General features: G+C 66.1%; 18 protein-coding genes. 4 read left to right on the top strand and 14 right to left on the bottom strand.

The annotated features are described in order from the left end of the window. Positions 1-2: 2 nt before the first annotated feature. Entirely contained in the window at positions 3-1,868 is a 1,866-nt protein-coding gene (gene htpG, locus FIV34_RS06635; protein WP_139980865.1) for a molecular chaperone HtpG, read from the bottom strand. 88 nt (positions 1,869-1,956) lie between these two features. Then, positions 1,957-2,847, bottom strand: coding sequence for a protease HtpX (gene htpX / locus FIV34_RS06630; protein WP_139980863.1), 891 nt, complete (start codon positions 2,845-2,847; stop codon positions 1,957-1,959). Positions 2,848-3,043: 196 nt separating this feature from the next. Here htpX and gluQRS point away from each other — a divergent pair, with 196 nt between their 5' ends. Both gluQRS and phbB read left to right on the top strand, forming a co-directional pair. After that, positions 3,044-3,913 (top strand): tRNA glutamyl-Q(34) synthetase GluQRS, encoded by an 870-nt coding sequence (gene gluQRS, locus FIV34_RS06625; RefSeq protein WP_139980861.1) that lies wholly within the window; start codon positions 3,044-3,046, stop codon positions 3,911-3,913. A gap of 52 nt (positions 3,914-3,965) precedes the next feature. Continuing rightward, positions 3,966-4,718 carry an acetoacetyl-CoA reductase gene (gene phbB / locus FIV34_RS06620; protein ID WP_139980858.1) on the top strand — a complete coding sequence of 251 codons (753 nt, stop codon included), beginning with the start codon at positions 3,966-3,968 and terminating at the stop codon, positions 4,716-4,718. Between the two features lie 12 nt (positions 4,719-4,730). On the opposite strand, the gene FIV34_RS06615 is transcribed toward phbB, so the two are convergent. From FIV34_RS06615 to FIV34_RS06600, 4 genes are all read right to left on the bottom strand, one after another. Continuing rightward, a complete protein-coding gene (locus FIV34_RS06615) occupies positions 4,731-5,840 on the bottom strand; it encodes a catalase family protein (protein WP_139980856.1) in 1,110 nt (369 codons plus the stop codon). 82 nt (positions 5,841-5,922) lie between these two features. Further along, complete coding sequence (locus FIV34_RS06610; protein WP_139980854.1) at positions 5,923-7,587, bottom strand: ShlB/FhaC/HecB family hemolysin secretion/activation protein; 1,665 nt, start codon at positions 7,585-7,587, stop codon at positions 5,923-5,925. Positions 7,588-7,691: 104 nt separating this feature from the next. Then, a complete protein-coding gene (locus tag FIV34_RS06605; protein WP_139980852.1) occupies positions 7,692-9,191 on the bottom strand; it encodes a collagen-like triple helix repeat-containing protein in 1,500 nt (499 codons plus the stop codon). Between the two features lie 181 nt (positions 9,192-9,372). Continuing rightward, complete coding sequence (locus FIV34_RS06600; protein WP_139980850.1) at positions 9,373-9,615, bottom strand: hypothetical protein; 243 nt, start codon at positions 9,613-9,615, stop codon at positions 9,373-9,375. Between the two features lie 676 nt (positions 9,616-10,291). On the opposite strand from FIV34_RS06600, the gene FIV34_RS06595 reads away from it, so the two are divergent. Further along, the gene (locus tag FIV34_RS06595; RefSeq protein WP_139980848.1) at positions 10,292-12,577 is read left to right on the top strand and encodes a hypothetical protein; all 2,286 of its coding nucleotides are present in this window, start codon (positions 10,292-10,294) and stop codon (positions 12,575-12,577) included. Continuing rightward, complete coding sequence (locus tag FIV34_RS06590) at positions 12,574-13,794, top strand: hypothetical protein (RefSeq protein WP_139980846.1); 1,221 nt, start codon at positions 12,574-12,576, stop codon at positions 13,792-13,794. The genes FIV34_RS06595 and FIV34_RS06590 overlap by 4 nt, the downstream gene beginning before the upstream one ends. 57 nt (positions 13,795-13,851) lie before the next feature. Here FIV34_RS06590 and FIV34_RS06585 read toward each other — a convergent pair whose 3' ends face one another. From FIV34_RS06585 to FIV34_RS06550, 8 genes are all read right to left on the bottom strand, one after another. Continuing rightward, positions 13,852-14,157: an STAS domain-containing protein gene (locus FIV34_RS06585; protein ID WP_246058768.1), complete on the bottom strand. Its 306-nt coding sequence runs from the start codon at positions 14,155-14,157 to the stop codon at positions 13,852-13,854. Between the two features lie 11 nt (positions 14,158-14,168). Continuing rightward, positions 14,169-15,353 carry a methyl-accepting chemotaxis protein gene (locus tag FIV34_RS06580; protein ID WP_139980844.1) on the bottom strand — a complete coding sequence of 395 codons (1,185 nt, stop codon included), beginning with the start codon at positions 15,351-15,353 and terminating at the stop codon, positions 14,169-14,171. A gap of 19 nt (positions 15,354-15,372) precedes the next feature. After that, positions 15,373-16,503 carry a protein-glutamate methylesterase/protein-glutamine glutaminase gene (locus FIV34_RS06575; protein WP_139980842.1) on the bottom strand — a complete coding sequence of 377 codons (1,131 nt, stop codon included), beginning with the start codon at positions 16,501-16,503 and terminating at the stop codon, positions 15,373-15,375. 87 nt (positions 16,504-16,590) lie between these two features. Further along, positions 16,591-17,253 (bottom strand): chemoreceptor glutamine deamidase CheD, encoded by a 663-nt coding sequence (gene cheD / locus FIV34_RS06570; protein ID WP_139980840.1) that lies wholly within the window; start codon positions 17,251-17,253, stop codon positions 16,591-16,593. Next, positions 17,250-18,128, bottom strand: coding sequence for a CheR family methyltransferase (locus FIV34_RS06565; RefSeq protein ID WP_139980838.1), 879 nt, complete (start codon positions 18,126-18,128; stop codon positions 17,250-17,252). Before FIV34_RS06565 ends, cheD begins: the two co-directional genes overlap by 4 nt. A 3-nt stretch (positions 18,129-18,131) precedes the next feature. Continuing rightward, positions 18,132-19,841, bottom strand: a complete 1,710-nt coding sequence (locus FIV34_RS06560) for a methyl-accepting chemotaxis protein (RefSeq protein ID WP_139980836.1) — start codon at positions 19,839-19,841, stop codon at positions 18,132-18,134. A gap of 20 nt (positions 19,842-19,861) precedes the next feature. Continuing rightward, a complete protein-coding gene (locus FIV34_RS06555) occupies positions 19,862-20,374 on the bottom strand; it encodes a chemotaxis protein CheW (protein WP_139980834.1) in 513 nt (170 codons plus the stop codon). Between the two features lie 101 nt (positions 20,375-20,475). Then, the gene (locus FIV34_RS06550) at positions 20,476-22,455 is read right to left on the bottom strand and encodes a chemotaxis protein CheA (protein WP_139980832.1); all 1,980 of its coding nucleotides are present in this window, start codon (positions 22,453-22,455) and stop codon (positions 20,476-20,478) included. Between the last annotated feature and the right edge of the window lie 5 nt (positions 22,456-22,460).

Here is a 22,460-nt window from a genome sequence, read left to right as displayed (position 1 = left end):
TGTTAGCCCAGCAACACGCGATTCACACGCTGCACGAAACCGGCAGGATCCGCCAGCTGCGCACCCGCCGTGATCTCGGCCTGCTCAAGCAGCAGGTTGGCGAGGTCGCCGGCCTTGGTGTCGTCGGCTTCGGTGGCCAGGCGCTTTACCAGCGGGTGCTCGGGGTTGAGCTCGAGGGCGGGCTTCGATTCGGGCACGTCCTGGCCGGCTTCGCGCAGCAGGCGGGCCAGGTGCGGGGCGAGGTCGAAGTCGGCCAGCGCCAGGCACGACGGCGAATCGGTGAGGCGTGCGGAGACGCGCACGTCGCTCACCTTGTCGCCGAGCAGGCCCTTGGTGCGTTCCAGCAGCGGTGCCGCTTCCGTGTTGGCGGCTTCCTGCTTCGCCTTGTCGGCTTCGTCGAGCGGGAAGTCACCCTTGGCGACGTTGCGCAGGCGCTTGCCTTCGTACTCGGTGAGGTAGCCGAGCATCCATTCGTCGATGCGGTCGGACATCAGCAGGACTTCGATGCCCTTGGCCTTCAGCGCTTCGATCTGCGGGCTACCGGCGGCGGCGATGTAGCTATCGGCGGTGACGTACCAGATGGCATCCTGGCCGACGGCCATGCGGCCGATGTAGTCGTCCAGCGACACGGTCTTCTCCGCGCCCTCGCCCTTGGTCGACGCGAAGCGCAGCAGCCTGGCGATGCGCTCGCGGTTCGACGCGTCTTCCACGATGCCTTCCTTCAGCGTGTTGCCGAAGCCGGCCAGGAAGGTGGCGAATTTTTCCGGCTCGTCGCGCGCGATCTTGTCGAGCAGGTCGAGCACGCGCTTCGTGCACGCCGCCTTGATCTTCTCGAGCTGACGGTTCTGCTGGAGGATTTCGCGGCTCACGTTCAGCGGCAGGTCGTCGGCATCCACCACGCCGCGCACGAAGCGCAGGTAGTTGGGCAGCAGCTCTTCCGCGGCGTCCATGATGAAGACGCGCTTGATGTACAGCTTCAGGCCCTTGCGCTCGTCGCGGCCGCCCATCATCAGGTCGAACGGCGGCTGTTCCGGCACGTAAAGCAGCGTGGTGAAGCTCTGGCTGCCTTCGACGCGGTTGTGCGTCCACGCAAGCGGGTCGTTGAAGTCGTGGCCGAGGGCCTTGTAGAAGTTCTTGTACTCCTCGTCGGTGATCTCGCTCTTCGGACGCGCCCACAGCGCGGAGGCGGAGTTCACCGTCACCCATTCGGTCGGATCCGGCTTGCCGTCCTTCTCTTCCGGCATGCGGATCGGGAAGGCGACGTGGTCGGAATACTTGGTGACCAGCTGGCGCAGCTGCCAGGCCTTGAGGAACTCGTCCTCGTCGGCCTTCAGGTGCAGCACCACGGTGGTGCCGCGCTCGACGACGTTCATGTCCTCAAGCAGGTATTCGCCCTTGCCATCGCTTTCCCAGCGCACGCCGAATTCGGTGGGCTGGCCGGCGCGGCGGGTCACCACCGTGACCTTGTCGGCCACGACGAACGCGGAATAGAAACCCACGCCGAACTGGCCGATGAGGCGCGAGTCGGCCTTCTGCTCGCCCGAGAGGGCTTCCAGGTAGCGACGGGTGCCCGAGCTGGCGATGGTGCCGATATTGGCGACCACGTCCTCACGGGTCATGCCGATGCCGTTGTCGCGCACGCTGATGGTGCGGGCGTCCGGATCCCAGGTGACCTGGATGCGCAGCTCGGCGTCTTCGGTCACCAGGCCGGGGTTGGCGATGGCTTCGAAGCGGAGCTTGTCGCAGGCGTCGGAGGCGTTGGAGATGAGCTCGCGGAGGAAGATTTCCTTGTGCGAGTACAGGGAGTGGGTGACCAGGTGCAGGACCTGGGCGACCTCGGCTTCGAATTTGCGGGTTTCCTGGCTCACGGTGCCGTTCCTTCAAGGTAGGAAGACCCCGAATTATGGGGGCGGCCGGGCCATAAAAAAACCGCCCCGAAGGGCGGCTTGGGTTGGGTCAGCGAGCGTTCTGCAGCGCCGCGATCCGCTCCTCGATGGGCGGGTGGCTCATGAACAGCCGCTTCACGCCCGAGGCCAGGTGGCCGGAGATGCCGAAGGCCTGGATGGTCTGGGGCAGCGACGTATCGCCGTGGTTGGCCGACAGGCGCTGGAGGGCCGAGATCATCGACGCACGGCCGGCCAGGTTCGCACCGGCGGCATCGGCGCGGAACTCGCGCCAGCGGGAGAACCACATGACGATCATCGAGGCGAACAGGCCAAAGACGATCTGCAGCACCATCACGGTGACGAAATAGCCGATGCCGCCCTCGCCTTCGCGCTCGCGGCCGCCGCTCATCCAGCTGTCGATCAGGCGGCCGACCACGCGGGCCAGCACGATCACCAGCGTATTGAGCACGCCCTGGATCAGGGTCAGGGTGACCATGTCGCCATTGGCGACGTGGCCGATCTCGTGGCCGAGCACGGCCGATACCTGCTCACGATCCATCTGCTGCAGCAGGCCGGTGCTCACCGCCACCAGGGCGTTATTGCGCGACATACCGGTGGCGAAGGCATTCATTTCCGGCGCGTCGTACACCGCCACCTCGGGCATGCCGATACCCGCCTGCTCGGCGTGGCGGCGCACCGTGGCCAGCAGCCAGCGCTCGGTTTCGTTCGCCGGCTCGGTGATCACCTTGGCGCCGGTGCTCATCTTCGCCATCCATTTGGAGATGGCCAGTGAGATAAAGGCACCGCCCATGCCGAAGACGGAGGCGAAGATAATCAGGCCACCCAGGCCCATGCCGCGCTGGGCGGCCCACTGGTCGATACCCAGCAGGCGGCACACGATGGTGAGCAACGTGATGACGGCGAGGTTGGTGAGGACGAACAGGACAATGCGTTTGAACATGGTTGCTCTCTCTAAAAGCGGCTGGCTGTAGGGCGCCGCCTGCCCTAAGTTTTCGGGGCGAATGGGGAATGATTCAATCCCGGCAACCCGCACCGCCCGCCGCAAGCGGGCGGCGCCGGGTAGCGATCGCCTACACTGTGGCGATCTTCTCCCTGTCGCCGTGAGAAACGTCTCAACCCATGCCTGATTGCCTCGCATGAGCTACCGCGGACGCTTCGCCCCCTCACCCACCGGGGCCCTGCACTTCGGCTCCCTGGTGGCCGCCGTGGCCAGCTGGCTGGTGGCCCGGTACCACGGTGGGCAGTGGCTGCTGCGCATGGAAGACATCGATCCGCCGCGCGAGGTTCCCGGTTCGGCGGAACGCATCCTGGCGACCCTCGATGCGTTCGGCCTGGTGACGGATGCGCCGGTGCTTTTCCAGTCCACCCGGAACGACGCCTACGAGGCCGCCTTCGTGCGCCTGCGCGACGCGGGGCACCTGTTCCCCTGCTGGTGCAGCCGTGCTGACCTGGCCGTCCATGGCGGCCTGCATCGCGACGGCCACTGCATCGCCCCGCCCGACCCCACCCGGCCGCCCGCCTGGCGCCTGCGCTCACCGGACCGCACGATCCACTGGGTGGACGACCTGCAGGGCCCACAAGCGGAAAACCTGCGCGAGGTGGCCGGTGACTTCGTCATCCGTCGCGTCGAGGGCCTTTGGGCCTACCAGCTGGCCTGCGTGGTCGACGATGCCTTCCAGGGGGTGAGCCACGTCGTCCGCGGCGCGGACCTGCTCGAATCCACGGCCCGGCAGATCTACCTGCAGGAACTGCTCGGCCTGCCCACGCCGGGTTACCTGCACCTGCCCCTGGTGCTGGATGCCACCGGGCGCAAGCTCTCCAAATCGGACCAGGCCCTGCCCGTGGACCCGTCCCAGCCCTTGCCCGCCCTGCGCCAGGCCCTGGCCTGGCTGGGCGTGGCGGCCCCCGACGCCGCCGATTCGGCCGGCACGCTGGCGGCAGCGCTGGGGGGATTCAAGCCTGCGTCGCTTCGCCGCAGTAGTCTTACCGCCATCGGGACGTTATAAAACCCGATTGCCCGCAAGGCGGGCCACCCCTCTTACAGGACCCTGGCGAGACATGAAAAGCGGCACGACGCAACGCACGGCACTGGTCACCGGCGGCACCGGCGGCATCGGCACGGCGATCGTCCGTTACCTCGCCCAACAAGGCCACCGGGTCGCCACGAACTACCGTGACGAAGCCAAGGCCGCGGCGTGGCGCGAAGACATGATCCGCGACGGGATCGACGTGGTGATGGTGCACGGCGACGTCGCCGACCCGACCTCGGCGGCCAACATGGTCCGCGGCGTCGAGGAACTCGCCGGCCCGGTGGAGATCCTGGTGAACAACGCCGGCATCACCCGCGACACCACGTTCCACAAGATGGATTACCAGCAGTGGACCGAGGTGGTGAACACCAACCTCAACGCGGTGTTCAACGTGACGCGCCCGGTGATCGAAGGCATGCGCTCGCGCCAGTGGGGCCGCATTGTCCAGATCAGCTCGATCAACGGGCAGAAGGGCCAGTACGGCCAGGCCAACTACGCGGCGGCCAAGGCCGGCGTGCATGGCTTCACCATTTCGCTCGCGCAGGAAAACGCCCGCTTCGGCATCACGGTGAATACCGTCTCGCCCGGCTACGTCGGTACCGACCTGGTCATGGCGGTGCCCGAAGACGTGCGCTCGAAGATCATCGCGCAGATCCCGATCGGTCGCCTCGGCCGCCCGGAAGAGATCGCGCATGCGGTGGCCTTCCTCACCGCGGAAGAATCCAGCTGGATCACCGGCTCCAACCTGGCCATCAACGGTGGCCATTACATGGGTTGGTAAGCGGCCACGCCTTTACGACAGCTTGAGGTCGTCCAGGCTGGCCGGTTCCTTGATCACCACCTTATTGTGGTGGGCACGGAACTTGGCCATCACCTTGTAAGCGACGCGGCGCGCACGCATCACCGAGCCCAATGGTCGGTGGTCGACCACGCCATGCCAGGGGCTGAAGGCGAGGCCGTCATCGATGGCCGCACGGCGGGCGTCATCCCACGCTGGCTGCGGCTTCAGCACCAGTCGCGCGACTTCCAGATAAGGGCTCTTCTCTTCCGGCCACGGCACCGAGGCGTCTTCAATCGGCATGGTGTCCGCGTCCGTGTAGAACTGCACGCGCAGGTCCCACTCGCCGCCTTCCGCGGCGAAGTGCTCCACCATCGCGTCACGCAGGCCGTTGGGCTTGCCGTTGACGTTGAGCGTGGCATCGGTGAGCGCGGTGAGGTTGGGCGAGCGCGGCGCGACGGACACTTTCACCACGTAATCGCCAAAGCGCATCGGCACCTGGCTGTAGTAGGTGTCGCCGAGCGGATTGGTCTCCGGCTGGCCGCCGAGCGCGAGCAGCGTGGTGCTCTTGCCGCCAAAGGCTTCGATCACTTTCTCGGTACCGCGCAATACGGCCGACAGCGCTTTCTTCGCGCCCTCCGCCCGATCTGTCGTGGCGGCGGCGAGTTTCAGCGTGCTGGCAAATTTCTTCGCATTCGGCGCCTGGAACGCGGGCCCGTTGACCATGACGAAATCCTGCGTGGTCGCGTCTTCGCTGCCGGGCAGGCGCTCGCCTTCCACGCCGATGATCTTGATCGCCATGCCGCGCGGCGTGGACACGCTGTCGTCGAGGATGTCGCCCGGCACGGTGGAGAGGCGCATGACCACCGGGTAGGTTCCCGGCCTGGCGAAGATACCCTGCCCCAGTTCGCGCGGCAGATCGGCGGGGACGATGAGTTCACCGATGAGCAAGGCGTGGCTCTTCGCATGCACCGAGCGCACTGCGTGGCCTTCGTGTTCAAGCGTGGTCTGGTTGATGCCGGTGAGCGTCTCGATCAGCTCCTCCGCCGTTTCCATTTCGTCCGGCTCGATCTGCTCCAGCGTCTCGTGGTAACGCAACGGCGGCGGGGAGAGGGACAGGGGCATGGCGCGGCATCCGGACGGTGTGTCCTCCGATCGTCGCGCCAACGCCGTGAAGGCGCAGAAAATAACGGGCGTAACAGAGGTGTTACATGAGCTTGTAGCTGAACGTGAGGTTCCAGCGGGTCTGGCGGCTGTTCGTCTCCGGCGGCTTGTCACCCGTGGGCCGGGCCAGGGCAAAGTCGACGGCGTAGTGCTTGCCGTCCGAGGCACGCAGGCCCACCGCGGCGGAGTCCAGCCGATCGATCAGCGGGCGCGCGCCGTTGAGATACACGCGGGCGGCCTGGTAGACGACATAGGGCGTCAGCGCGGTGACCCACTTCGAGCTCACGGTGAAACCGCGATTGAGCTCGGCGGAGCCGGCCCAGCCACTGTCGCCGGCCGCGTCGCCGGGGTCGTAGGCATAGGCAAAACTCGGCCCACCAAAGTTGATCTGCTCGGTGGAGGGCAAGGCATCGTGGCTGTATTGCCCGGTGGCGCGGAACACCGTGCCGAAGCCATGCGGCCACGGATCGGCGATGGCGAGATTCATGGTGTAGCGGGTGAACTTCACGTCGGGCGTGGCGACCAGCAGCTGCACGGGAAGATTGGTGACCGCGCGCGAGTACGCGCCCAGCGCATCGAACCCGTGCGCCACCGCGATGCTGAACTGCCGCGTGCGCTTGCCGGTCACCTTCACCCAGCTGAGTTCCGCATTGGCGACACGCACGCTGGATTGCAGGGCGATGATGGCGCCGGAGTCGATGTTGCGGTAGCGATCGTCCTGGCGCGAGGCATACGCGCCGAGGGTGAGGTTCATGCGTTCGCTGTTGGTCAGCTTCAACGGATAGACGGCCGAAAGCGCGAGCCGATCCTGCGCCAGCCGATGGTCGAGATACGACGGCAACTGGTTGTCGGTATCGGGACGCCCCCAATAACGGCTCGCATCGACCCGGCCCTGCCAGCCATCGGAACCGAACGGTTCCAGCCAGCTGGCCGTGTAGAGACGCTGGCCACCGCCGTTGGGAAACAGCGTGGATACGCTGAGCTGCTCACCCAGCGGCGTGGCACCGTTTTCCAGCAGGCTGAAGATGCCTTGCGTGCCCGGGTGATTGAAGTCGAGGCCGTAGCTGAGGTCGTAACGCTGGCGGGTGACATCGAGCACCAGGGTGGTCGCGCCATCGGTGGTCGTGGGCGACGGCACGCTCGCGCTCACCTTCGCACCGGGCAGCTGGCCGAGCAGTTGCGTGTAGCGCTCGAACGTCGATTGCCGCAGGGGCCGCTCGCCGACGACATGCGCGGCGATGTCACGCATGCGCTTCGTCATATTGCCGGCGTCGCCACGCACGTCCACCTGGGCCACGTAGCCTTCGACGACGGTGACGCGAACCACGCCCTGGGCGAAGTCCTGGCTCGGTACGAAGGCGAACGACAGCGCGTAGCCGTGCTGGCGGTAGAGTTCGGTCACCTTGTTCGCAGCGGCGACGAGGTCGCCTACCGTGACGGCTTTACCGCGCATCGGCGCGAACAACGCGGCGACGTCGGCGAAGGGCACCGACTTCACGCCGACGACGTCAAAGCGCGACGGGGTGATCGGCGTGGCGAGCAGAGCTTCCAGCGCCGCGGTGGGGGCCTGCACGCTGACCTGCACGGGTGCCTGTTTCGGGGTTTCCGTGCGCGGCAGGGTCTGGAGGGGGTTGGCGGGAGCGCGCACCTGCGCCTGGATAGAGCTGACGACGGCCATGCCGAGCAGGCAACCGAACCACCGGTTCATGGAATTCCTTTACATGGACAGAGCAAGACCGGTGCCGGCGTTGCGCCGCCGGCACCGTTCCCTGAAGGCATGCGAGGACGGCGTTGCGCCGCCCCCGCCCTGCCTCACCGCGAGGCGGCGTCGCGGTGGAGGAGTCCCTTCACACCGCCTAACAGCCCGCCCAGCGGGTCCGTAGACCCTGCGCCGTTGTTGCCACCGGTTGTGTTGTTCAGCGAGGTGGCCGTGGCCACGCCGTTGACGACGGTGTTGAGCTTGTTGGTGAGTGGCGCGAGCGGTGCGCTCGATGCCACGGTGCTCACTCCGTTACCCACCTGCGTGACCGTCGTTGCGACCGCGTTGGTGACCGGAGCCACCGGCGCGAGCGCACCGGTGCCCACGTTGCCGACCACCGTACCCACTGACGCGACCGTGGCGCCGGTACCCACCAGGGTCGTGCCCACCGGGTTCGCATCGGGCGCCTTGCCTGCACCGGTGGCGAGCGTGCTGCCCAGCGTGTTCAGCGTGCCGCTGGTGGCATTCAACGTGTTACCCAGCGTGGTGCCCACGGCGCCTGCCGCGCCAGGTGCCTGCGAGGACGACACCGTCGAGGCGAGCGAGCCGACGCCGGTACCGAGGCCCTTGACCACCCCGCCACCACCGGTGCCAACCGCGGCGACCAGGTTAGTCGAGCTATCCGGCGTGGCCGCCGTGCCCAGCGAGGCAACGACAGGCGTGACAACATCGCTGACGGCCTTCGTGAGGGCGTTGGCCGAGCTGGTATTGAGCGCGCCGCCGAGCTGGGTGCCGAGATGCTCCACGCCGGTGCCTGCCGTCGAGACGACGGTACCGAGCGTGCTGGTGATCGGCGTGATTGGCGAGCCCGCGCCGACCGAGGCTACGCCGCCGCCGAGGTCATTCACCGCCGAGCCGGTCTGGGTGACCACGTTGCCGAGCGTACCGGTCGTGGTGCCCAGCGGGTCGCTGATGTTACCGGTCTGGCCGAGGCCATTGGTGACGCCATTGCCAAGCGTGGTGACCGCACCGCCGAGATCCTGCACGGCGTCGCCCACCGAGTTGGTGAGGCCGTTGGTGCCACCGAGCACCGTCGTGCCAGGCACCTGCACGCCGACGCCGGTGACCGTCGTGCCTACCGAGGCGATGATGCCGCCCAGGCCGGTCGCCACGGCCCCGACGGCGTTGCTGGCTGCCACTGGGGTGCCACCGGTGCCGCCGGTACCACCGCCTGTGCCGCCACCCGTACCACCACCGTTACCGCCGCCGGTGCCACCGCCATCGCCACCCCCGGTGCCGCCACCGGTGCCACCGGTGCCGCCGGTGCCGCCGGTGCCGCCGCCCGAACCACCGCCAGTACCGCCTGTACCTCCGCCGGAGCCGCCGCCGGTGCCGGTGCCGCCACCGTTGTCACCGCTGCCGCCCGTGCCGCCGGAACCGCCGCCTGCGTCGCTGCCACCGCCCGCGCCGCCCGGGTTAACGACGCTGCCGGAACCGCCGCCGGAATGCGTGGAACCGTGGCCGCTGCACGCCGCCATGGACATGGCCGCAGCGAATACCGCGCTGGCCAGCAACGTGCGGGTGAAGACCTTGCCGATCGACTGCTCGTTCATGATTCCCCTCCTCATGCCTCGGAATGTGCCCCCTGCCAGAGGAGGTCGCGAACCCATGAGACGGCCATCACAAAAACCCGCTTACGCAAATTAGGCCACTAGGTAAACATACGTAGCGCGTTTTCGGCCGCTTGTTTACGAACCGAGAAAGGCACAACACAGACGTGTCATGGGACCTTAGTTATGCCCTAGGAATCGCAGCTATCTGGCGATGAAAAGCCGCATGCGCCTCGCCCATGCGACGCAGGCCTTGCCGCGTCATGCCTGTGATCGCTTCAAGCGAGAGCGCCACCTGCTTGCATTCCACGCTGTCCGCATCGTGGATAAGGTCGGCCAGAAACTCCGACACGCTACGCGCGCACTGCACCCATTCCTTCGCTTCATTCATCAGCTGCTCGGCCGAGGGCTCATGGACCTTTTTCATGACTTACTCCTTTACTAACGCCACACCGCGTCCTGACGCGGCACGACAGATCACGCACCTGCCGTGCCGCGGACCATCGGACTCGCGGGTTCATCGGCTGTCCGTGTCCGGACACCGGGTGGCTTGATTGATGACGTTTTCGCGGCGACGTCCGTCCGTGAGGCGCACCAGGCATGGCGCCTGCCTCATTCGATCAAGAATTGCCTCAAAGAGAGGACGCGTCGCGGTGCTTCAACCGTGCCTGCGCGTCATGCAGGCGGCCCGTGGACCGCTGAGATGCCGCCTGGGGGATTCGGCGGGCGAGCTAGTACCGTATGATCAGTGGTAGCCACTGTTCAACTCCTTTCTAGTTGGATGTGGTTAGCGAGTCGGGGGTGTCTCACCACGCCCGGCTCGCGACTTTCACCGCCTTGAGCGATGGTTGCCTGCACGGTGCGAATCAACGTGAATGCAGGCAACGAAAACGACGTTAGCAAAACGATTCGTTGTTGTCTTTGAGAAAGAGGGACAACAGGCAAAAAACGCCTCAAAAAGCCCGCTTTCGCGAAATTCCTCATGCTCAGCGCGTCGTTTCCATAACGACGCCGCGTCGAAGTAGCTGTTTTCTTTGAGCCTCTACTTAATGCGTTCCGCGTAGTGCGAGCATCCGCCGAACGGATGACTTCACGGAACGGGCATGACGCTTGATTGGAAGCGCTTTGGGGCAGGCCTGGGAGGCCTTGGCGCGCTGCTGCTCGCCCCTTATCTCGCCGGCACGACTATTTTGCTGTCGCTCGGTTTATCGCTGGAGTTACTACGTTTCGACCTTGCGTGGTCGTACTGGCTCGCGCTGGATGTTCCAGCGTATGCGCGGTATGCGACGCGCATACGCTGGGCGGGATGGATCGGCTTTGCGCTTGGGCCCCTCGCATGGGTCATCGTCATCGGCCGCCCATGGTTGCGCGACCGACACCTACAGCCGCCAAAAAAACCACCGGCGTTTGCTTCGCGCTCCGCGCTTCGCGAGCTATGGCCGAAGGCGCATCCCGCACGCCTACCCGCGGATGCGTCGCTGTTGATCGTCGCACCCGACTACGGTGCGGCCGCTGCCGCGCTTCTTCCCGCCCTACGCGATAATGTCGAGCCGATGCTTGCCGTCGACATCGACGGCGCGTTGCACGCCATGGCGGCGACGTGGCGTGCGGCCCATTGCCCGGTGCATCAAATCGCACCGCTTGGCGGTGGCACACCCTGGAATCCCCTCGCCCACCTATGCCAGCACCACCGCCTCCAGCGTGACGATGCCCGCCAGCTGGTCGCCCTCTGGTACGCGCCCGACAAGGTGGACGTCTTCATCCACAGTCTCGTTGAAAACGCCTTCCTGGCACTCCTTGGCGTGGCTGATGACGTTCTCCGCAACGCGGGCGATGTGGCGGGGCCCGCCCCGGGCGACGTCGCACGCCTGGCAAACCTTCCGCTCACGCGCACCACCATCGATCGCCTTGCGCGTATTCCGGGGCTCCGGCCAGAAACGCTCGATGCATTACACGCGTGGCTGAGCGTCGACGAGGCGACGCTTGCCGAGGTCGCGCAACATCTGCGTGCGCCCCTCACTCTTTTCCTCGATCCCGTGATCGACCGACACACGCGGGGTCCGCTCCAGCCACTCGACGGAACGGTATTCCTGCACGTTCCGTACGCACGCCGCGCTGACCTTGCACCCCTGTACGACGCCCTACGGCTCCAGCTTCGCCAGGAGCGACTGCTGATCGTGCACGGCCTGGACCTGTTTCCGTCACCGCCTCTTATGGCGCGCCAGATCGCTACGATCGTGTCGTTGAAGCGAATGCTCGCCACCTGCGCACCCCATGCCGACACCTTCGCGCAACGGTTCGCTCTGTTGACTTGGCTAGGGCCCGGCGAACGCGCCGGCGCGGATCAGGAGATCGACGCCATCGCCACATTCCTCACCGCCCGCGGCCAGCACGGCAAGCGCGTCACGGGCGACGACACGCGTGCCGCCTTCCGTCGGCTGCGTGCAGGCCAGCAAGTCGTGATCTCGCCCCGCCTGGATCGACCCGTCCGCTGCAAGCCCGTCACCGCTCACGCCGAAACGCGCCGCCAAGCTCCCGATACCCCACAAGGAACGTCCGTGCCCGTACCCAAACCGATTGCCGCCCTGCTCGCTTCGTTTGCCGCTGTCGCGGTGGAGCAAGCCGTGGCCGCGCCCGCTGGTGGCTGGTTCACTCGTGAGCCTCCCGCTGAACAGCAAGCCACTCCGACGAAGGTAGTGAACCTCGGACCGCACCGTTTCCGCCTCCCGATGAATCTCTTTGACGGGCAGAACGGGTTCAATCCCGGCAAGACGGAGATATGGATGGCGTGGTCGTGGCCCGAACTCCAGCCGCTGCCGATGGGCGTGAACTACCACGACGACATGACGATGTTCATTTCGACTATCAAGGTGGGCGTCCATCATCTTGACGCGCTCGACGACGCGAAGTACGCACATCGCTTGCAGGCGTACATCGAACCGCATCTTTCCGACCCGATCCTCCGGCAGAATCCGGCGGAGAATCTGAACATGCGGATCAAGGGCGCCCCGGTGCACGGGCTCACACCGTACTTCATGGACTTCGAGCGGCTAAGCGCGTTCTACGCATCGCTATACGGCCCGGGGACGCCTGCCGCAGAACCCGGCGGCCTCAACGAGGACTGGTACCTACGCACGGACGCCAACGGCAAGCCGCTCACGGTCATCATGTGTGATCCGCGGGAGATCCCGAACGGGACGTACCTCGAGGGCGGCCGCATCGTCGATGCGCCGGTCAACGGCCGCCGGGCAACGTGCTCGCACGTATTCCTGCTACCCGACTATAAGGCCATCGTCAGAATTCGATATCAGCGCATTGTCCTCCATGACTGGCGCCGTATTGAAGACCTCGTCAAGCACACGCTGCGCCAGGCGCAGGTGTCCGAATGATGAACGCAGCGGGACTCTCCGACGCCGACATCAGCATTCTGGGCTACTACGCGCAGCAGGAGAACAGGGAGCTGTACTGGAACTACCTCGCCCAGCTCCCAGGCAATGATGGGTACGGCCGGCTTGCGCTGGGTGTGGTGCGTAACGACAACATGCCAGGCGCAACAGCCAACGCCTACGCGGCTGCCTACGCGCGCGACCACAACGGCCGAGTACTCACGGAACGCGAGTGGGATCAGTTTGGTGTCGACCTCGTCAAGCTAGACTATCAGGCCCGGGTGCAGCACATGGCTGACAGTCGTCGCGATCGCTCGCTGAATCTTCCGGCCAAAGACGTGCAGATCGCTCACGATGCTGCGTTCGACAAGATCCACGTCGACCCCAACGCCTGGACCCCCCGAAAGCTTCTCGAGGCTTCCCGCGCCCACGGCGAAGCGGAGGCCGAGAGGGTCTGGACGAACATGCTCAACAACGATGCGATGGGCCTGTACCGCGGCAAGGACACCCTCCTGCAACTCGCCACCCAGGAAGGCATGCCGGTCGCGGAGCGCCTTGAGTACGCGCGCGACATGGGCCAGGCCTACACTGCGGCGATCAACCAGCGTCCCAACGACAATCCCAATGTCATCGGGACATCGGACCATTACTACATGCGTGACCGTCAGGGCGAATGGGCGGAGCTGCATCACGCGTCGCCGACCATCGGCGTCCAGTTCAACCAGATGCGCGACGTGAACGACGCCGGTCTGCGCGACCGCCTTGAGGATACGCATCACCTGCGCATGGAACGCGGCGAGGCGCGGAAGGCGTTCCACCCCGACGACCCCAGGCAGCTGGTGTCATCACCCCACCCGCTCGCCGAGGCGCGGCCACGTAGCTCCCTGCCCAGGGCCGGCGAAGACCCTCTCTACGCCGCCATGCGTCGCCAACTGCCCTTCGACGTATCGGACGACAAGGTGGCCGAGGTGGCGCTCCAGGCGCGGCATGCAGGCATTCGCGAGCCACGCCAGATGGAACACATAGGCCTCTACGACAACACCATCATCTGCCAGCGCATTAACGCCGGACCCTGGGCCGAGGTAACCCTCAGTTCCCCCGCCCCGCCCATGGAACAGAGCCTTGCCCGGGCACAGCAGGTGGATCAGCAGGCGATGGAGGCCCAGATGCAGCAGCAACAGATGGCCATGCAGCAATCCGGCCCCGTCATGAGCATGTAGCAAAAAAAACGCCTCCCGAAGGAGGCGTTCCGCGAAGCGAACCGGTCTAAGCCGTTTTCAATGCACGGTGAAAAGCTTGTCGAAGCCCGCGATGCGCAGGGTGTTGCGCAGGTCCGCGCTGGCGTTGACGATGCGAATTTCCGCGCGCTCGCCGCCGGCGTGCTCGCGCAGCAGCATCAGCATGCCCAGCGCGGAGCTGTCCATGCCGGTGACCTGCTCCAGGTCGAGCACGTAGCTGCGCGACTGGGCCACGTCGCCCAGGCAGGCGTCGTGGAAGGCGCGGTGGATGGAGAAGTCGAAGCGCTCGCCCAGGTGCAGGGTGAGGCAGCCGTGTTCGGTATCGTTATGGATGGTGATGGACATGGTGCTTCCCCTTAGAACAGGTCGATGTCGCCGGCAGCCATGGACTGCTGCAGCGCCGGGCCACGCGAACGCAGGCGGGCACGCTCGCGCTGGTCGGCCAGGCGGGCACGCACGCGCTGGGCGCGGGAGCTGAGTTCGGCGGCGTCGGCCGGCGCGCAGGCCAGCTCTTCGATGTCGCGGGTGCAGTCAGCGGTGATTTCCTGCAGCTCGACCAGGCGCGAACGGGTCTGGTGGAGCAGCTGGCTGAGGATGTCTTCGAACTGCAGCGAGCGGATGGTGGTGGACACGTCGTTGCCGAGGCCACGGTTGATCGTGGCGGCTTCGTCGGCAGCCGCGCTGGTACGCGCATTGCTCTCGGTGATCGTCGACATCATCGTGTCGATGTCGCCCTTCGCCTGCAGGGCCACGTTCATGTCCTGCGAGGCCATGCGGCCGACCAGCTCGCGCAGCTGCTCCATTGCGGTGCGCGAACGCTCCACGTGGGTGCCGATCTTCTCGTTGAACTGGTTGCTGTGCTGGGCGAGGTTGCGGATCTCACCGGCCACCACGGCGAAGCCACGGCCGGATTCACCAGCGCGGGCGGCTTCGATGGCGGCGTTGAGCGCCAGCAGGTTGGTTTCTTCGGCGATGGTGTTCACGTTCTTGAGCAGCGCGAACACGGCGTCCATTTCCTTCGCCATGCCGTCGATGCGGTAGACGATGCGCAGGCTTTCGCGCGACAGCTGCACGATCAGGCCGACGAAGTGCTCCAGCAGGCCGGCGGTGCGAGCGGCGAAGTCCTGTACCGAGATGCCCTTGCCGCCGCCTTCGATAATTTCGCTGAGCAGCTTCTGCTGCTTGCCGGTCTTCTGCGACAGGCCGTTGAAGCCGCCGCCGAGCTCGGCCACGGCGTCGCGGACGAGGTCGAGGGCCTGGTGCAGCTCACGGCTGGCGTGGCCCAGTTCGTCGACGATGGCGCTGCGCACGTCTTCCATGGCTTCGCGCACGGACTGTGCGTCGGCCGGCAGGGTGTCATTCACCACCAGCTCCACCAGCGGCTCCTCGAAGCGCGGGCGCAGGGCGATCGCGATCCAGGTGGCGGTGAGCAGCGCAACCACCAGCGGCGCGACCCACGCGGCGTGGAACACCAGCACGAGGAGCAGCGCCACCGCGCTGACCGCGATACCGGTGATGCGTTCGTTCTTCGGAATGACCATGGTGATGTCTCTTCGTCCTTCAGGTGCCAACGCGTGCGACGGTGGCGGGGATGGGGGTATGGGCAAGCGCGAGCAGGCGCAGGGCGATCTGGTCCAGCGGCAGCATCTCGGCCGCCGCGCCAGCCTTCCAGGCGGCGCCAGGCATGCCCCAGACCACGGAGCTGGCTTCGTCCTGCACGAGGGTATGGGCGCCGATCTCTTTCAGCTCGGCGAGGCCGCGCGCACCGTCGTCGCCCATGCCGGTGAGCAGGCAGCCCACGGTGGCGGCGCCGACACTGGCAGCCATGGAACGGAACAGCACGTCCACGGCGGGCTTGTGCCGGTTCACCGGAGGGCCGTCGTGCAGGCGGCAGACGTGGCGCGCACCGTCCCACATCACCAGCAGGTGCTGGCTGCCGGGGGCAATGTAGACGTGGCCGGCCTGGATCGGCTGGCCGTCGCGCGCTTCGCAGACCTTCATGGCCGACACACCGTCCATGCGGGCGGCGAACGGACCACTGAAGGCGGCGGGAATATGCTGGGTGATGACGATCGGCGGTGCGGTCGGCGGCATCGCCTCGAGCACCACGCGGATGGCTTCGGTACCGCCCGTGGAGGCACCGATGGCGATGATGCGCTGGCCACCACGGCTGCCCGGGGTCTGCGCGCGCGGCAGCACGGCATCGGCGGAAAGGCGCGGGGCCACGTCCAGCTTCGACAGCGACAGGTCGAGCTTTTCAATCTTGGTGACGGTGGCGCGCTCGCGCGGGTTCGCGCCGGCGGCCAGGCGCACTTTCGCGCAGATTTCCGGCGCGTGCTCCATGAAGGTGTTGGCGAGGTCGGCGGCCGGCTTGGTGAAAAAGTCCACCGCGCCCAGTTCCAGCGCGCGCAGGGTCACGTCCGCGCCGCGCTCGGTCAGCGTGGAGACCATCACCACCGGCATCGGCCGCAGGCGCATCAGGTTCTCGAGGAACGTGAGGCCGTCCATGCGCGGCATTTCCACGTCCAGCGTCAGCACGTCCGGGTTCAGCGCCTTGATCTTCTCGCGCGCGATCAGCGGATCCGGCGCGGTGCCCACCACCTCGATGCCCGGATCGGACTCGAGCATGGCGGTCAGCACCTTACGGACCAGGGCCGAGTCGTCGACGATGAGAACGCGTACTTTCTGCATGGGCACTGGGAACTCGGGTGGCAAGGTGTCCCGCAGCGGCGAGGCGGCGGGACAGGAACGGGCGGGGGAACCCTTCGACGCTAAGCGTCAGAAAAGCTCGACATCTCCCTTTATCGGATCGTTTTCCAATCGCTTGAGGTATCGCTTCTCACGATCGGCGAGCTGGGTGTCGTGGACAGCGCGCAGCTGGCGCACCCGGACCTTGCCGCTGACCGGGAAAAACTGCACGTGGCGCGGGTAGATATCGCCGACATCGGCCGCGCAGAGCTTCAGTTTTTCGGTGGCGATATAGCGCTGCACGAAGGCGATATTGCGCTGGCCGATATCGGTCATGGTGGCCAGCACGCGCCCACCACCGAAGATTTTCACTTCGAGGTCGTCGCGACGGCCGCCGGCCTTGAGGATGGCGTTGATCAGCTGTTCCATCGCGTCGTTGCCGTAGCGCGCGGCGCGGCCCACGGTGGAACCCCAGCTATCGCGGTCGTTGTTGGCCGGCTCCGGCAGCATGAAGTGGTTCATGCCGCCAATGCGGCGGCGCGTATCGCGCACGCACGCGGAGACGCACGAACCCAGCACCGTGGAGATCATTTCTTCCTGCGTGCTGACGTAGTACTCGCCCGGCAGGATCTTCACCGTGACCACGTCCAGGGCAGGATCCCAGAACCGGCGGACGTGCTCAAACCCCGGCAGGACACTCTTTGGATCGAAGCCGGCGAAAGTGCGCGGCTGCGCGACGAACGTGTCGCTCATGTACGTTTCCGGTAGACCGTGCGACCGATCAGATCAAAGTCGTCGGATAGTCCGTACATGGATTCCGAGTGACCGAGGAACAGGTAACCCCGGCTTTCCAGCATGCCGGCGTATCTAGCGAACAGGCGCTGTTTCGTCGGTTTGTCGAAATAGATAACGACGTTGCGGCAGAAAATGGCGTCGAACTTGCCCTGCATGGGCCATTCATGGAGCAGGTTGAGCGGCTGGATGGTCACCAGCTCGCGCAGGCGCGGGTGCACCTGGGCGTAGCCGTCGTAAGCACCTTCGCCGCGCATGAACCAGCGGCGACGGCGCGCGTCATCCACGCCACCCAGGCGATCCACCGGGTAGACACCCTTGCGGGCGGCTTCCAGGGCCTGCGGCGACAGGTCGGTGGCGAGGATCTTCGCGTCCACCGTGGAACCGGTGCGCTCGATGGCCTCGGCCAGCACCATGGCGAGCGCATAGGGCTCCTCACCCGTGGAGCAGCCGGCGGACCAGATGCGCAGGCGGCCGCCGTTCTTTTTCTTGTCCTCGAGCCAGCGCGGGAGCAGGTCCGCCACGAGCATGTCGTAGTGGTGCATCTCGCGGAAGAACGAGGTGACATTGGTGCTGATGCAGCTGGCCAGTTCGCCCAGCTCGGCGTCCGGATCGCGGCGCAGCAGGTCGCAGTACGCCGCGAAACCCGGCAGGTTCAGCGCGCGCAGGCGGCGCAACAGGCGCCCCTGCACGAGCTGGCGCTTGTGGTCGCCCAGCGAGATACCGCATTGCTGCAGCACGAACTCACGCAGGAAGGCGAATTCCGCCTCCCCGAGGCTCGGACCGCCTACGCCCGCCTGTACGGCGGCATCGCCGTTAGTGACGAGCGCATTCATCGATCAGAATTCCTTCCATGCACCGGCGTCAGCCGCCGGCTCGGAGGGACGCTGCGCACGGGCGATCGGCTGGCTGCGCACGGCGGCAAACACGGTTTCCATCTCTTCCTTGGTCGGGTCCTTGCGCGCGGCCTTGGCCGCGGTGCCGCCCTGGCCGTTGACCTTGAAGAACGACACCTGGCGGCTGAGCTCCGTGGCCTGCTCGTGCATGGCACGGGCGGCAGCGGCGGACTCTTCCACGAGCGCGGCGTTCTGCTGGGTCATTTCGTCCATCTGCAGCACGGCATGGTTGACCTGGTCGATCCCGGCCGACTGCTCGGAGCTGGCAGCGGCGATTTCGGCCACGATATCGGTGACCTTCTTCACGCTATCCACGATTTCGGCCAGCGCCTTGCCGGACTGGTCGACCAGCTGCGAACCGGCCTGCACCTTGTTTGCGCTGTCGTTGATGAGCGCCTTGATTTCCTTGGCCGCATTGGCCGAGCGGCCGGAGAGGTTGCGCACCTCGGTGGCCACCACGGCGAAGCCGCGGCCCTGCTCACCCGCACGCGCCGCTTCCACCGCGGCATTGAGCGCCAGCAGGTTGGTCTGGAAGGCGATTTCGTCGATGAGGCTGACGATGTCGGAGATCTTCTTCGACGAGCTGCTGATTTCGCGCATGGCGATGACGGTCTGGGCGACGACTTCACCGCCCTTCTCCGCCTGCTCGCGTGCACCACGGGCCAGCTGGTTGGCGTGGCTGGCGTTCTCGGCGTTCTGCTTCACGGTGGAGGTCATTTCCTCCATCGACGAAGCGGTTTCTTCCAGGCTCGAGGCCTGTTCCTGCGTGCGCTGCGAGAGGTCGTCGTTACCGCGCGAGATCTGCTGCGCGGCCGTGCTGACCGAACCCGAGCCGTGGCGCACTTCGGAGACGATGGCGGCGAGGCGCTCGTCCATGGTCTTGAACGCGGACTGGAGCTGGCCCAGTTCGTCGCTGCGGGTCACCTTGATGTCGTGGCCCAGCTTGCCTTCGGCAATCTCGTGGGCGACGGCCACCGTCTTCGTGAGCGTGGCGATGATCGAACGCACCACCAGCACGCCGATGAGCAGGCAGATGAACAGGCCGACGGAAAGCGAACCGATCGACAGTGCGCGGATCGTCTTGTACTGCGCGGTTTCCTTCGCGTAGATGCCCTCGGCTTCGATGCGCTTGGCTTCGATCAGCTTGTTGAGCTTGTCCTGGCGATCCATCAGCAGCGGGCGAACCTGCAGCTCGAGCACGTCGGAGGCGCCGTTGTCGCCCTGCTTCAGGGCGTCGACCATGTCGGCCTTGGCCGAGTTGTAGTCGTCGTTCGTCGCCTGCCACTTGTCGTAGAGCTTCTTGATGTCGTCGGACATCGGCAGCTTGACGAAGTCGGCCTTCAACTTGGTCATTTCTTCCTGGTACTTGTCGAACTCGGCGAGCTTTTGGTTCACCTGGTCTTTCTGGTCAACCTTGGCGGCCGCTTCGCCGAGCACGACGAAGGCCATGAGGGCGCGGGTGTTCACGCGGCTCAGCATTTCCGACGGGGCGAGCTCTTCCTCATAGATCTGGCGCATGCCTTCGTTCTGGAAGTACATGGCACCCAGGCCGACGGCGGCACCACCGAGCAGCATGGCCGTGAGCAGGCCGAGCACGCCGTACAGGCGCCCGCGAACAGTCAGGGCGGGGATCTTCAGCTTCAACTTCTTCATTACGATTCCAGTTCGAGAGCTTAGGCAACGGCTTTGGTGTCGGCAGAAGCCAGCGCGGCTTCCAGCATCTGGGCGTCCTGCGGCTGCAGCAGGCGGTCCACGTCGAGCAGGAGCACCATGCGCTCGCCGGCAGACGTCAGGCCCTTCAGGTATTCGGTATCGACGGTGGTGCCCATGTCGGGCACCGGGCGGATGCCCGAGGCGACGACTTCGACCACGTCGGAGACGGCGTCCACGACCACGCCGAACTGGCGGCCGGCCACCATGACGATGACGCACACGGTGGTGGCGGTGTATTCCTCGCGGGCCAGGCCGAAGCGCAGGCGCAGGTCCAGCACGGGGACGATGGCGCCGCGCAGGTTGAGCACGCCGAGCACGTAGCTGGGTGCCTGGGGAATACGGGTGACCGGTGTCCAGCCACGGATTTCACGGACGGCGAGGATATCGACGCCGTATTCCTCGTTGCCGAGATTCACGGTGAGGTACTGCGCGGCTTCGTCGGCCACGGTGGCGGTGCTGGCTGGCTGGTTCATTCTGTTCCCACTGCGGATGGGGCGGCGTTCGGGACCCCTCAAAGGGGTATCGGCCAGCCCGCCCCATTCTTGAGGGGGAATTTGAGACAAAACCCAGCGGGTCAGGCGGCTTTGCGGCGGCCCTGGAGGCGGACGAGGCCCGCGATATCGGCGATCAGGGCGACGGAGCCGTCGGCCAGGATCGTGGCACCGGAAATGCCCGCCACGCGGCGGTAATTGGCTTCGAGGGACTTCACCACGGCCTGCTGCTGGCCAATGAGTTCATCGACGAACAGGCCAATGCGGGTGCCCTCGCCTTCCACCACGATGACGATGCCGGCGTCGACCGCGCGGCGCTCGCCTTCACAGCCGAACACGTCGTACAGGCGAACGATGGGCAGCCATTCGTCGCGGAAGCGGAACAGCTCGCCGCCGCCGACCACGCTGCGCACCGCGTCGGCCTTCACCTGCACCGACTCCACGATGGAGACCAGCGGCACGATGTAGGTCTCCTCGCCCACCGCGGCGGTGAGGCCGTCGATGATGGCCAGGGTGAGCGGCAGGGTGATGGTGAAGCGGGTGCCCTCGCCGGCGCGGCTGCTGATCGCCACCGTGCCACCAAGGTCCATGACGTTGCGACGGACCACGTCCATGCCCACGCCACGGCCCGAAAGGTCGGTGGTGGCGGCGGCGGTGGAGAAGCCCGCTTCGAAAATGAGGTCGGCCACCTGGTCGTCGGTCATGCCGTCGCCCGAGGTGATGATGTTGCGCTGGACGGCCTTGGCCACGATGGCGTCGCGGTTGAGGCCCGCGCCGTCGTCGCTGACTTTCACGACGATGGAGCCGCCACGATGGAAGGCCTCCATGCGCAGCGTGCCGGTATCGCCCTTGCCGGCGGCCAGGCGCTTCGCCGGCACTTCCAGGCCATGGTCGATCGCGTTGCGCACGAGATGGACCAGCGGATCGCCGATCTTCTCCAGCACCGTCTTGTCCAGCTCGGTGCCTTCGCCACGCATGTCCAGCACCACTTTCTTGTCCAGCTTCTGGGCCAGGTCGCGGACCAGGCGCGGGAAGCGGTTGAACACCGTGCTGATCGGCAGCATGCGGATGCTCATCACGCTTTCCTGCAGCTCGCGCGTGTGGCGGCCCAGCTGGGCAAGGCCCTGGCGGAGCATTTCCAGCTGCGATTCCTGCACGCCGTCGTGGAACTGGCTGAGCATGGACTGGGTGATCACCAGCTCGCCAACGAGGTTGATCAGGGTGTCGATTTTCTCAATGCCAACGCGGACCGAGCTGGCCTCGCTGTTGGCGGCCGGGTCACGCACGGCGCGGGGCGCCGCGGCGGGGGCCGGCGAAGCGACCGCGACAGCCTCGATGGCCGGCGCCGCGATACGCGGGGTAATCGTGAGGTCGCAATCACCGTCCACCCAGTCGAACACGCCTTCCACCGCGGAGCGCTTCGCGCCGGCCGCCAGGTGAAGCGTGTAAGCGAGGTACGACGACGACGGATCCATGTCCGCCAGCGACGGCAGCTTGGAGGCGTCGGCGGCGACGGTCAGCGGGCCCATGCCTTCGAGCTCGCGGAACATGCGCGCCGGGTCGTTACCGGTTTTCAGCAGGTAATCGAACGGACGGAACGCGATGTCCCAGCCTTCGATGGTTTCAGTCGGCGCAGCGGCCTTGGCCGCGGCGGCCGCCGGGGCGGCAGAACCACCCGAGACCATGGCCGACAGTTCGGCGAGCAGGCCCTGGCTTTCCGCCGTGGCGCCCGGCTGGCCGGCCATCTGCAGGGACAGCATGTCGCGGATGATGTCGCCCGAGCGCAGCAGCAGCTCCACCACGGCCTTTTCCATCGGACGGCGGCCGCTGCGGACCTCGTCCATCAGGTTTTCAGCGACGTGGGTGAACGCGGCGACGTCGGCAAAACCGAACGTGGCCGCGCCGCCCTTGATCGAATGGGCGGCGCGGAACACGACGTTGATCAGTTCCGGATCCTCCGCACCCTCGTCCAGCGCAAGCAGCGCCTGCTCCATGGCGTCGAGACCGTCGAGGCTCTCTTCGTGGAACGCCTTGTGGAATTGCGCCAGATCGACTTTGGACATGGAGG

The sequence above is a fragment of the Luteibacter pinisoli genome (genome assembly GCF_006385595.1).
Taxonomy (GTDB): Bacteria; Pseudomonadota; Gammaproteobacteria; order Xanthomonadales; family Rhodanobacteraceae; genus Luteibacter; species Luteibacter pinisoli.
The sequence above is the reverse complement of the archived record's forward strand: the minus strand, read 5'-3'. Positions and strand labels throughout refer to the sequence as shown.

Bases quoted from the DNA above. Each gene is read 5' to 3' on its own strand.
- cheD (WP_139980840.1), bottom strand. From the start codon at position 17,253: ATGAGCGACACGTTCGTCGCGCAGCCGCGCACTTTCGCCGGCTTCGAT.
- FIV34_RS06580 (WP_139980844.1), bottom strand. From the start codon at position 15,353: ATGGTCATTCCGAAGAACGAACGCATCACCGGTATCGCGGTCAGCGCG.
- FIV34_RS06600 (WP_139980850.1), bottom strand. From the start codon at position 9,615: ATGAAAAAGGTCCATGAGCCCTCGGCCGAGCAGCTGATGAATGAAGCG.
- htpX (WP_139980863.1), bottom strand. From the start codon at position 2,847: ATGTTCAAACGCATTGTCCTGTTCGTCCTCACCAACCTCGCCGTCATC.
- gluQRS (WP_139980861.1), top strand. From the start codon at position 3,044: ATGAGCTACCGCGGACGCTTCGCCCCCTCACCCACCGGGGCCCTGCAC.
- phbB (WP_139980858.1), top strand. From the start codon at position 3,966: ATGAAAAGCGGCACGACGCAACGCACGGCACTGGTCACCGGCGGCACC.
- FIV34_RS06595 (WP_139980848.1), top strand. From the start codon at position 10,292: ATGACGCTTGATTGGAAGCGCTTTGGGGCAGGCCTGGGAGGCCTTGGC.
- FIV34_RS06590 (WP_139980846.1), top strand. From the start codon at position 12,574: ATGATGAACGCAGCGGGACTCTCCGACGCCGACATCAGCATTCTGGGC.
- FIV34_RS06615 (WP_139980856.1), bottom strand. From the start codon at position 5,840: ATGCCCCTGTCCCTCTCCCCGCCGCCGTTGCGTTACCACGAGACGCTG.
- FIV34_RS06575 (WP_139980842.1), bottom strand. From the start codon at position 16,503: ATGCAGAAAGTACGCGTTCTCATCGTCGACGACTCGGCCCTGGTCCGT.
- FIV34_RS06555 (WP_139980834.1), bottom strand. From the start codon at position 20,374: ATGAACCAGCCAGCCAGCACCGCCACCGTGGCCGACGAAGCCGCGCAG.
- FIV34_RS06565 (WP_139980838.1), bottom strand. From the start codon at position 18,128: ATGAATGCGCTCGTCACTAACGGCGATGCCGCCGTACAGGCGGGCGTA.
- FIV34_RS06585 (WP_246058768.1), bottom strand. From the start codon at position 14,157: ATGTCCATCACCATCCATAACGATACCGAACACGGCTGCCTCACCCTG.
- FIV34_RS06605 (WP_139980852.1), bottom strand. From the start codon at position 9,191: ATGAACGAGCAGTCGATCGGCAAGGTCTTCACCCGCACGTTGCTGGCC.
- FIV34_RS06550 (WP_139980832.1), bottom strand. From the start codon at position 22,455: ATGTCCAAAGTCGATCTGGCGCAATTCCACAAGGCGTTCCACGAAGAG.
- FIV34_RS06610 (WP_139980854.1), bottom strand. From the start codon at position 7,587: ATGAACCGGTGGTTCGGTTGCCTGCTCGGCATGGCCGTCGTCAGCTCT.
- FIV34_RS06560 (WP_139980836.1), bottom strand. From the start codon at position 19,841: ATGAAGAAGTTGAAGCTGAAGATCCCCGCCCTGACTGTTCGCGGGCGC.